The following is a 10572-nucleotide window of genomic DNA, read 5'->3' on the forward strand; positions in this document are numbered from 1 at the left end:
ATGGCTGAACGACGGCTCCTGCGTGCGGCTACGACCGCTTCACCGCAATCACGTCTGGAGCTTCGACTTCGTGCAAGCCCAGACGCACGATGGGCGCTCTCTGCGCATCCTGACGCTGATCGACGACAGCAAGTCGAAGGTCCGCCCCGCCTCGAACATGCGCAGGGCGTCCGCGCCGCCCGGGGCGTGAGAGACGTCGTATCCGAGCTCCCGCAGGGACTCTACCGAGTAGGCGCGCATGCGCTCGTCGTCCTCCACCACGAGGATGGTCTCGGTGCCGCGCGAGCCGCGTCCGGCCCGGAGCGGGGCTTCGGGCGGCGGCTCTTCTGGGCCGTGGAAGCGCGGGAGGTAGATCTTAAGCGTCGTGCTGTGACCGGCCTCGGAGTAGATCTTCACGTGGCCGCCCGATTGCCGCACGAACCCGAAGACTTGGCTGAGGCCGAGCCCGGTGCGCTTGCCGGGCGCCTTGGTGGTGAAGAACGGGTCGAACGCCCTGGCGACCACGTTGGCGGCCATGCCGGTGCCGGTGTCCGATACCGCCACGAGCACGTACTGCCCGGACGCGATGTCGTGCTCGCGCCCGTAGTCGTCGTCGACGTGGGCGTTGTTGGTCTCGATGGTAAGCCGGCCGCCGTCCGGCATCGCGTCCCGGGCGTTGACGCCGAGGTTCAGGATCACGTTCTCCAGCTGGCTCGGATCGGCGTGGGCCTTCCACAGGCCGGCCGACAGCACGGTCTCGACACGAATCTCCTCCCCGAGCGTGCGAACCAGCAGGTCGTGCATCCCGGCCACCATGCGGTTCGCATCGATGGCCTCGGGCGCCAGGGGCTGCTGCCGTGAGAAGGCAAGCAGCCGATGGGTCAGGGCGGCGGCCCTGCCCGCCCCGTCCAAAGCGGCGTCGACGTAGCGCCCAACATCGGTCTCGCCCTTGGCAAGCCGCCGCTCCAACAGGTTCAGGCTGCCGGCGATGACCGCGAGCATATTGTTGAAATCGTGCGCGATTCCGCCAGTCGACTGCCCCACCGCCTCCATTTTTTGGGACTGCCGTAGCTGCCCCTCAGCGGCGCGACGCTCGGTCAGGTCGACGGCCTCGACCACCACGAGGGTGGTGGTGCCGTCGGGTCCCGGAACCGGGAGGAGTGCGAGCTCAAAGGTTCGCATCCCGTCCGGCAGCCGTGCCTCGATCTCCTCGCGGACGGTGGAACCCGCGGCCGCGGCTGCCACCGAGGCCCGTAGCCTGTCGGGCAATCCCGACGTCGCCGCGAACCACGGCCCTTCTTAGAACGGCTTGCCGACGACCTCGTCGAGCCGCCGTTCCACCACTCTCAAGGCCGTCTCGTTGACGTCGACGACGGTGCCCTCGGGGCTCAGGAGTCCTTGCAGCTGGTAGATGGTCTGGAAAACGGTGCGCAGGCGGCTCTCGCTCTCGCGCAGGGTCGCGGTCCTTACGGCGAGGTCGGCGACCGAGCGGCGTAGTTCGAGTTGCGCCATGACCTGCCGGCCAAGCATCGTCAGCGCGGATGCCTGGTCCGGCGTCAGGCCGTCGGGTCGCGGGACAGTGTCGAGCACGCATAGGGTGCCGATGGCCACGCCCTCTGCGGTCGCGAGCGGCGCGCCCGCGTAGAAGCGCAGGCCGCCCGGATCGGTCACGGCCGGGGTGGCCCAGGTCCGGGGATCGCCGGCAAGGTCCGGGATGACCGTGAGGCCAGTCTCGGCGATGGCGTAGAGGCAGACCGAACGCGCCAGGTCAGTCTCGCATGCCTCGAAACCGATATGCGCCTTGAACCACTGGCGGTCCTCGTCGACGAGCGAGACCAACGCCATTGGCGTCCCGCACACCTGGGAGGCGAGCAAGGCAATGTCGTCGAAGGCGGGCTGGGGCGGCATATCAAGGATCGCGTAGCCGGCGAGAGCCTCAGCGCGGATGCGATCGTCTGTATCCGGTGACATGGCGGGAGCGTGTCGATGACGGATCGACCGATCAAGCCGAGACAGGGGAAGAGAGGCGCGCGACAGATTGAACCGGGACCCAAGCGCCAGGGACAAGTTCCGTATCGGTGTTTTGTGACTATATGGAGCCCGAAAGCGCGCTGGTAAAAGGAGCCCGAGGGTCCGCATCCGGCCCACACCGGGATGCGATCTCCGTGAGCCAGCCGAGCGAACAGGTCCAGCAGCAGGTCGACCTCACGGCATGCGACCGCGAGCCGATCCACGTCGTTGGCAGCGTCCAGCCGCACGGCTTCCTTCTCGTCCTCGACCCGCCGTCCCTGACCGTCGTGCAGGCCAGCGCCAACGCCCCGGCCGAGGTGGTCGTCGGCATGGCCCTCGACGCGGTGTTCCCGCACCTCGCGGCCATCGTCCGTCGTCATCTCGACGATGCCGGCCAGCAAAAGGGCGCGGCTTACCTCCGCACCGTGACGCTCACATCCGACGCCGCGCGCCTGACCTACGAGGTCGCAGCGCACCGCGTCGACGGTCTGGTGGTGCTGGAACTGGAGGAGGTCGACGCAGCGGCGACGGACCTCGGCCTCGATGTGTTCACGCCGCGGCTGCGCACCTTCGTTGAGCGGCTGCACGCAGCCCGGGGCATCGAGGAGCTCTGCCAGCTCGTCGCGGAGGACATCCGCGCCGTCACCGGCCTCGACCGGGCGCTGGTCTACCGGTTCGACCGGGACTGGCACGGCACCGTGCTGGCCGAGGACGGCAACGGCGCGCTGCCGAGCTACCTCGACCTGCGCTTCCCGGCCTCCGACATTCCCGCGCAGGCGCGCGAACTCTACCGCCGCAACCGCATGCGCATCATCCCCGACGCGGGTTACGCGCCCGTGCCGATCCTGCCGGCGACGACGCCCTCGGGAAAGCCGCTCGACCTCAGCCAGTCCGTGTTGCGCTCCGTCTCGCCGGTCCACGTCGAGTACATGCGCAACATGGGCACGATGGCGTCCATGTCGGTGTCCATCCTTATCGACGGCGCCCTGTGGGGCCTGATCTCCTGCCACAACGCCGAGCCCAAGCGCGTGCCTCTGCACGCCCGCAACGCCTGCGACGTGCTCACCCAGATCTTCGCCTTGCAGCTCTCGGCGCGGGAGCGCGGCGCCCAGGCCGAGCAGCGGCTGGCGCTCGGGCAGGTGCAGGCGCGTCTCCTCGGGTTCATGGCGGAGGAGGACAGCTTCGTCGACGGCCTCCTCAACCATCCCGACGACGTCATGGCCCTGATGAACGCTGCGGGCGCGGCCGTCGTGACCGCGGACCGCTGCCGGCTCATGGGCACGACGCCGGACGAGCGGGATGTGCGAGCCATGTACGATTGGCTGTCGGCACGCGGTAACACCGACGAGATCTACGGGTCCGAGGCCCTGTCGGAAGCTATCCCCGGGGCGGAGGCCTACGCCGACCGGGCCAGCGGGCTCCTCGCGATCTCGATCTCGAAGAAGTACGCGAGCTACATCCTCTGGTTCAGGCCCGAGGTGGTGCGCACGGTCAAATGGGGTGGCAACCCGGTCAAGCCGGCGGTGCCGGACCCGCAAGGCGGGCCGGACCGCCTGCATCCGCGCAAGTCCTTCGAGATCTGGAAGGAGACGGTGCAGGGCCGGGCGCTGCCATGGTCCGTCCCGGAGGTCGAGGCGGCCAAGGACCTGCGCGCCTCGGTGCTAGGCATTGTGCTGCGCCGGGCCGAGGAGCTCGCCGCGATGAGCGAGGAGCTCCAGCGCTCGAACAAGGAGCTTGAGGCGTTCTCGTACTCAGTCAGCCACGACCTGCGGGCGCCGTTCCGGCACATCGTCGGCTACTCGAACCTCCTCAGGAACCGCGAGGGCGCGAGCCTCTCGGAGAAGGGCCGGCACTACGTCGACACCATCATCGAGGCCGCCCTCTCGGCCGGCACGCTCGTCGACAACCTGCTGAGCTTCTCACAGATGGGCAGGCACGCGCTGAACAAGAACTCGGGCGAGATGGGCGCCCTGGTCGACGAGGTGAGGCGCAAGGTCGAGCGCGACATCGGCCCCGACCGCAAAGTGCGTTGGGAGATCGGCGCCCTCGGTCGCGTCTATGCCGACCCCTTTATGCTGCGGCTCGTCATCGAGAACCTGCTCTCGAACGCCGTGAAGTACACCCGCGACCGGCCCGAGGCGGTCATCGAGATCGGGCGCCTGCCGCCGCAGGATGGCGAAGCGGTGTTCTTCGTACGCGACAACGGCGTCGGCTTCGACATGGCCTACGTCGACAAGCTGTTCGGAGTATTCCAGCGCCTGCACCGGGTCGAGGAGTTCGAGGGCACCGGCATCGGCCTCGCCAACGTGCGCCGCATCGTCGAGCGCCACGGCGGCCGGGCCTGGGCCGAGGGTCGGCTCGGCGAGGGCGCGACCTTCACCTTCACCCTACCGCTCCGAGAGGAGGTACGCTGACATGGCCGGCCTGAAGCCGATCCTCCTCGTCGAGGACAACCCCAACGACATCGAGCTGACCCTGGCGGCGCTGGAATCGAGCCAGCTCGCGAACCAGATCGTCATCTGCCGCGACGGGGCGGAGGCGCTCGACTTCATTTACCGCCGGGGGCCGCACATGAACCGGCAGGTCCAGGACCCGGCGGTCGTGCTGCTCGACCTGAAGCTGCCCAAGGTCGACGGCCTGGAGGTGCTGGCGAGAGTGAAGGGCGACCCGGCGACACGTGGCATACCGGTGGTCATGTTGACCTCGTCGCGGGAGGAGACCGACGTGGTCCGCTCCTACGACCTCGGGGTGAACGCCTTCGTGGTGAAGCCCGTGGCCTTCGACGAGTTCTTCGCCGCAATCAAGGAACTCGGCGTGTTCTGGGCGTTGCTCAACGAGGCGCCCCCGCACAGGGGAGGATGGCCATCGAACGGGTGATTGGGCCCTCCGCGGGACCGCTGCGCATCCTGCACCTGGAGGACAGCGACCTCGACGCGGAGCTTATTGAGGCCGAGCTGGACAACCTCGGCCATCCGTTCGTGATTGAGCGGGTAATGACGCGCGACGCGTTCGCCGCCGCCGCCATGCCGGGCCGGCATGACCTCATCCTGGCGGATTACGTCCTGCCGACCTTCGACGGCGTCAGCGCTCTCGGCATCGCCCGCGAGCAGTGCCCGGACATCCCGTTCATCTTCTGCTCAGGGACGCTCGGCGAGGAGGTGGCGGTCGAGGCGCTGAAGAACGGCGCCACCGACTACGTCACGAAGCAGCGGCTCGACCGCATGGCCCGCACCGTCGTCCGGGCCCTGTCGGAAGCGCGCGGCCGCACTGACAGACGCGCGGCCGAGGCCGCCCTGCAAGCCCTCAACGGGACGCTGGAGGCGCGCATCGCCGAGCGAACGCGCGAACTCGCCGAGGCCAACGCCGATCTTAAGCGCGAGATCCGCGAGCGCGAGCGGGTCGAGGACGCCCTGCGGCTGAACCAGCGACTGGAAGCGGTCGGGCAGTTGACCTCCGGTGTCGCCCACGACTTCAACAACCTGCTCACCGTCATCGCCGGCAATATCGAGTTCTTGGAGCGCGCGGTCTCCGACGACCGCTCGAAGCGCCGGCTCTCCATGATGAAGGGAGCGGCGGATCGTGGCGCTCGCCTCACGGCGCAACTCCTCGCCTTCTCGCGCCGCCAGCGGCTCGAGCCGACGCCCGTCGGCCTGAACGACACCGTCGCCTCAATGCGCGACCTGCTTCAGAGCTCCATCGGCGGCGCAGTGCAGATCGAGACCACGCTCCGGGTCGACCTGTGGCCGGCGCTCATCGACGCCACGCAGATCGAGCTCGTCATCCTCAACCTCGCGATCAACGCCCGCGACGCGATGGCGGTGGGCGGCCGCCTCACCATCGAGACCGCCAACGTCATCGTCACCGGCGCCCCGAGCCGGCCGGAACAGCCCCAGCCCGGCGAATACGTCATGGTCTCGGTCAGCGACACCGGGACCGGCATGCGGCCGGAAGTGCTCGCCCGGGTGTTCGAGCCGTTCTTCACTACCAAGGAGGTCGGCAAGGGCTCGGGCCTCGGGCTCGCGCAGGTGTTCGGGTTCGTGAAGCAATCCGGCGGCGGCATCCGGATTGACACGGTGCTGGGCGAGGGCACCTCGATCAAAGTCTACCTACCGCGGGTCGTGGGAGAGGGGATGGCCATGATCGAGAAGGCCAAGCCCGTCGACTGCGCGGTGACGCATCCGCCCGGCAGCAAGCCGACGCTCCTCGTCGTGGACGACGACGCCGAGGTCCGGGAGGTCACAGTGACGAGGCTCGCCGAGGTCGGGCACAAGGTGCGCGAGGCAGCCTCGGGCCTGCAGGCCCTGGCCTCCCTGGAAGCGGATCCCTGTGTCGATCTCGTCGTCCTCGACTTCGCCATGCCGGGCATGAACGGGGCCGAGGTGGCAATCGAGATCCGCAAGCGCTGGCCGGGGATGCCGGTGCTGTTCGTCACGGGGTTTGCCGATACCGCCGCCCTGGCGCAGGCAGGAGCCGGAGGCGCCGACGCCATCGTGCTGAAGCCATTCCGAGACGGCGAGCTTGAACGGAAAGTCGCCGCGGCGCTGGCTCGGCAACAGGCTCCCGGACTGCGGCTAGTGTTCGACCGGGGCGGGAACGCGTGAGCGCCACTCCGACGCCCGGTCATTCAGGCCGGCGGCATCACGCCGCCGCGTCCCCGCCGGCTTCCTGCATCGCGGCGAGCGGCGCCTCGATGCGGCATGTCAGGTCGGTCGGGGCGTAGATCAGCCTCACGTCGCCGCCTACCTCGGAGGCGAAGCTGCGTTCGATCAGGCGCGAGCCGAAGCCGCGGCGGGTCGGCTGCGCCAGGATCGGCGGGCCGCCCTGCTCCGACCAGGTCAGACGGAAGTGGGGCGCCCCGTCCTCGTACACCACATGCCAGCGTAGGTCGATCGTGCCGACATCGTTCGAGAGCGCTCCGTACTTGCCGGCGTTGGTGGCGAGTGCGTGCAGGGCAAGCGCGAGGGCGAGGGCCGGCTTCGCCCCCAGGGGCACGTTCGGGCCGCTGGTTCGGATGCGGGAGGGAACCCCGCCGCGGTGGACCAAGAGCGCGCCGTCGACGACCTCGGTGATGGTGGCTTCCGTCCAGCTCGCCTGGGTCAGAATATCGTGCGCGCCGCCAAGTGAGATCAGGCGCGCCGAGAATGCCTCGCGCGCAGCGTCGACATCGGTGACGTTGCGGAACGTCCGCGCGGCGATAGCTTGGACCATCGCCAGCGTGTTCTTCACCCGGTGCTGCAACTCGCCCGTCAGAAGGCTCCGAGTCCGAGCTTGCAGGCTTCGCAACCACAGCCTCGCTCGACACCCTCGGATGGACAACCTCCATAGCAAAGGCAGCTAGCTTGCCTTCGGTTCATGCCGGCCGAAGCGCGGCCAACGGCCGGCCGCTACCGGGATGGCATGAGCTTGGACATGACGACGGCCGACGGCCTGGACGGCTCCGGTGCGTACCTTGTCGAGGTTTTCGCGCCCGAGAAGCGGTGCGCGCCCGCCCGCCTCTTCGTGGCCCTGATGCCACGCTCCGCGGCACTCACGGCGGTGCGCTCCTGCATCTCGGGAGATCACCAAGCGGTACTCTCACGCTGCGTCCTGAACAGCGATCAGGTCTCCGAGCTCGGACTGCGTTCCGGACAGGTTCGCGAGATCGACGTCGAGGCGGCCAGGAAGAGAGGTGCGAAGACCAGGCCTTGATCGCGGCACCACGAGGTGGCGACGGGGCAGCCGCGCGCACCTTGCCAAGGACGCGCCGGGTATGCGCCGCCGGGCCGGAGGAGCCGAAACCCGGCTACACGGGCCGTACTGGTAGAAACCACCGGACCCATGATGGATTGACTGGTACGGCGGGTGTGGTCGATGTCGGCCCAGGCCTTTGACCTGACGAGGCCGTGCCGCACAGATGACCGAGACCGTCGCATCCGGGTTTCCGTACTTCCTCACCGACGGCGGGCGAATGGGCGCGTTCACGAGGGCCCGCGACTGGTCGGGCTCGCCGCTCGGCCACCCGGATACCTGGCCGCCTTGCCTACGCTCGACCGTGAGCCTGATACTGAACTCCCGCTTCCCGATGTTCGTGGCGTTCGGGCCCGAGCTCGGATTCATCTACAACGACGCTTACGCCGAGATCCTGGGGGACAAGCATCCCGCCGCACTCGGCGCCCGCTTCTACGACATCTGGCCGGAGATCTGGCACGACATCGCGCCGCTGATTGAGCGGGCGCTTGCCGGCGAGCCGACCTGGTCGGCCGACATGCCGCTGACCATGAACCGGCGCGGCCACGACGAGCTGACTTGGTTCACCTTTTCCTACTCGCCGGTCCGCGACGGGGAGGACAGGGTCGTCGGCATGTTCTGCGCCTGCACCGAGACGACCGGGCGGGTGCAGGCCGAGGCGGCCCTGCGCGCCAACGGGGCGCGTCTCCAGTTCCTCGACCTGCTCGGGAAGGAAACGGCCAAGAGCACCGATGCGGACGAGATCCTCGCGACGACCACCAGGATGGTCGCCGGGCATCTCGGTCTCTCCAATTGCGCCTACGCGGACATGGACCCCGACGGGGACGGGTTCACCATCCGCGGCGACTGGGCGGCCGAAGGCTCACCCAGCATCGTCGGGCACTACAGCCTGGCCGATTTCGGAACTCGCGCCGTCCGGGACCTCGCGGGCGGCCACCCCCTGGTCATCCACGACAACCTGGCGGAACTCGCACCCGAGGAGGCGGCGACCTTCCAGGCCATCGGCGTCGCGGCCACGATCTGCATGCCGCTCGTCAAGGACGGGCGCCTGACCGCGCTCATGGCCATCCACGACCGCATTCCCCGCACCTGGTCAGACTACGACCTCGCGCTGATCACAGAGGTCACGGAACGCTCCTGGGCGCACATCGAACGCGTGAGGGCGGTTGCGAAACTCGAAGCCCTGAACGCGACCCTTGAGCAGCGCGTCGAGGAGCGCACCGCCAAGCTCGCCGAAACCGAGGCCGTGCTGAGACAGTCGCAGAAGCTGGAGGCGGTCGGCCAGTTGACCGGGGGCGTGGCCCACGACTTCAACAACCTGCTTACCATCATCCGCTCCTCGGTCGATTTCCTGCGCCGCCCCGACCTCGCGCCGGAACGCAGGGACCGTTACCTCAACGCCGTGTCGGAGACGGTCGACCGCGCCGCCAAGCTGACCGGGCAGCTCCTGGCCTTCGCAAGGCGTCAGACGCTCAGGCCCGAGACGCTCGACGTCGGGGCGCGCCTCCACAGCGTGGCCGATCTGCTGGAGACGGTTACAGGCGCGCGCATCGAGGTGGTGACCGAGTTGCCCAAGCACCCCTGCCACGTGCGGGTCGACATCAGTCAGTTCGAGACGGCGCTCGTCAACATGGGTGTCAACGCCCGGGACGCGATGAACGGCGAGGGCCGGCTGACGCTGCGGCTAGCGTGCAGGTCATCCTTGCCGGCTATCCGCGGCCACGCCAGTGCCCCCGGCCCGTTCGCGGCCGTATCGCTCACAGATACGGGTTCGGGCATCCCGAGCGACATTATCGAAAAGATCTTCGAGCCGTTCTTCACCACCAAGGAAGTCGGTAAGGGCACCGGGCTCGGCCTCAGCCAGGTGTTCGGCTTCGCCAAGCAGTCCGGCGGCGACGTGGACGTGACCAGCGAGGTGGGGGTCGGAACGACCTTCACCCTGTACCTGCCTGCGGTCGAGCAGGAGGCGCACGGGGGAGACACCACGGGCAATGCGGCGACCATCGAGCCCGGCGGCACGGGCCAGCGGGTGCTGGTGGTCGAGGACAACGTGGGAGTCGGACGGTTCGCAACGCAGATCCTGGAGGACCTCGGCTACAGCACCGCCTGGGCGGCTAACGCGGAGGAGGCCATGGAGCGGCTCGGGGCCGATGGCGCCGGCTTCGACGCCGTGTTCTCGGATGTGGTCATGCCCGGAATGGGTGGGGTCGAACTCGCGCGTCTGCTCATGCGGAGGCTGCCGGACCTGCCGGTCGTGTTGACCTCAGGCTACAGCCACGTCCTCGCACAGGAGGGCTCGCACGGCTTCGAACTGCTGCAGAAGCCGTACTCGGCCGAGCAGGTCTCCCGCGTCCTTCGAGGCGCCCTGCGCCGCAGCCGGCGTGGGGCGCCTTCGCGGGCTTGAGGAGGCAGGCTCGGAGGCTTCAGAGCTGCCGGGCGTCCCGGTGGCGGTACCAGTCCCAGACCAGGAAGGCGGGGAAAGGGATCATGATTGCGAAGAAGATCCAGTCGAACATCTGAGGCACGGTGGGACTCCGTCTTTTTGTGCAGGGGATGCCTCGTCAACCCGTTCTGTACCCGCCCAGCTCCTGATCAGCACCGCTGCCTTCGATCCGGCGCCTGCCCGCCGGGGGCCGGATCGGCCCCGGCGTGCTTCTCCGCACGGCGCTCGGACGACAAATCGCGTTTGGCCGTCAGCAAGAAATAGATCTCGAAGCCCTTGGGGCGGTTATGCCTCTCCCAGATGTTGCATGCCCTGTCGCGGATCTCGCGGTCCAAGACGGCGGGACCTTCCTCATGAGGTGCAGGGTGAGGGTCTCGCACTCCTGCAAGCGAGTCTGACAAGACGTGATCTAG

The 10572-nt window shown here is 68.4% G+C and carries 7 protein-coding genes and 3 pseudogenes; 6 read left to right on the forward strand and 4 right to left on the reverse strand.

All coding sequences use genetic code 11. The annotated features are described in order from the left end of the window. A pseudogene (locus tag OXS27_RS30505) lies at window positions 1-127 on the forward strand (IS3 family transposase); the annotation flags it as partial. A 35-nt stretch (window positions 128-162) separates the two neighbouring features. On the opposite strand, the pseudogene OXS27_RS30510 reads toward OXS27_RS30505, so the two are convergent. Next, window positions 163-1248 (reverse strand): annotated as a pseudogene (locus OXS27_RS30510) (ATP-binding protein); the annotation flags it as partial. Window positions 1249-1278: 30 nt separating this feature from the next. Beyond that, window positions 1279-1950 (reverse strand): GAF domain-containing protein, encoded by a 672-nt coding sequence (locus tag OXS27_RS30515; RefSeq protein ID WP_267361373.1) that lies wholly within the window; start codon window positions 1948-1950, stop codon window positions 1279-1281. A 194-nt stretch (window positions 1951-2144) separates the two neighbouring features. On the opposite strand from OXS27_RS30515, the gene OXS27_RS30520 reads away from it, so the two are divergent. Genes OXS27_RS30520 through OXS27_RS30530 form a run of 3 tightly spaced genes read left to right on the forward strand, consistent with a single transcriptional unit; the run spans window position 2145 to window position 6590 of the window. Further along, window positions 2145-4403, forward strand: a complete 2259-nt coding sequence (locus OXS27_RS30520) for an ATP-binding protein (protein WP_267361374.1) — start codon at window positions 2145-2147, stop codon at window positions 4401-4403. Between the two features lies 1 nt (window position 4404). Further along, window positions 4405-4866: a response regulator gene (locus tag OXS27_RS30525; RefSeq protein WP_267361376.1), complete on the forward strand. Its 462-nt coding sequence runs from the start codon at window positions 4405-4407 to the stop codon at window positions 4864-4866. Beyond that, entirely contained in the window at window positions 4848-6590 is a 1743-nt protein-coding gene (locus tag OXS27_RS30530; protein ID WP_267361378.1) for a response regulator, read from the forward strand. The genes OXS27_RS30525 and OXS27_RS30530 overlap by 19 nt, the downstream gene beginning before the upstream one ends. Window positions 6591-6627: 37 nt before the next feature. Here OXS27_RS30530 and OXS27_RS30535 read toward each other — a convergent pair. Beyond that, window positions 6628-7242: pseudogene (locus tag OXS27_RS30535) on the reverse strand (sensor histidine kinase); the annotation flags it as partial. Window positions 7243-7398: 156 nt separating this feature from the next. Between OXS27_RS30535 and OXS27_RS30540 the strand changes: the two are divergent. Together OXS27_RS30540 and OXS27_RS30545 are read left to right on the forward strand one after the other, a co-directional pair. Beyond that, window positions 7399-7677, forward strand: coding sequence for a hypothetical protein (locus tag OXS27_RS30540; protein ID WP_267361380.1), 279 nt, complete (start codon window positions 7399-7401; stop codon window positions 7675-7677). 205 nt (window positions 7678-7882) lie between these two features. Then, window positions 7883-10120, forward strand: coding sequence for an ATP-binding protein (locus OXS27_RS30545; protein WP_267361381.1), 2238 nt, complete (start codon window positions 7883-7885; stop codon window positions 10118-10120). Between the two features lie 188 nt (window positions 10121-10308). Here OXS27_RS30545 and OXS27_RS30550 read toward each other — a convergent pair whose 3' ends face one another. Next, the gene (locus OXS27_RS30550; protein ID WP_267361383.1) at window positions 10309-10494 is read right to left on the reverse strand and encodes a DUF2934 domain-containing protein; all 186 of its coding nucleotides are present in this window, start codon (window positions 10492-10494) and stop codon (window positions 10309-10311) included. Window positions 10495-10572: the final 78 nt, after the last annotated feature.

The sequence above is a fragment of the Methylobacterium sp. GC_Met_3 genome (assembly GCF_026540775.1).
In the GTDB taxonomy this organism is placed as follows: Bacteria; Pseudomonadota; Alphaproteobacteria; order Rhizobiales; family Beijerinckiaceae; genus Methylobacterium.

Excerpts from the sequence above, each read along its gene's own strand:
- OXS27_RS30515 (WP_267361373.1), bottom strand. The coding sequence starts at position 1,950 with ATGTCACCGGATACAGACGATCGCATCCGCGCTGAGGCTCTCGCCGGC.
- OXS27_RS30525 (WP_267361376.1), top strand. The coding sequence starts at position 4,405 with ATGGCCGGCCTGAAGCCGATCCTCCTCGTCGAGGACAACCCCAACGAC.
- OXS27_RS30530 (WP_267361378.1), top strand. The coding sequence starts at position 4,848 with ATGGCCATCGAACGGGTGATTGGGCCCTCCGCGGGACCGCTGCGCATC.
- OXS27_RS30540 (WP_267361380.1), top strand. The coding sequence starts at position 7,399 with ATGACGACGGCCGACGGCCTGGACGGCTCCGGTGCGTACCTTGTCGAG.
- OXS27_RS30545 (WP_267361381.1), top strand. The coding sequence starts at position 7,883 with ATGACCGAGACCGTCGCATCCGGGTTTCCGTACTTCCTCACCGACGGC.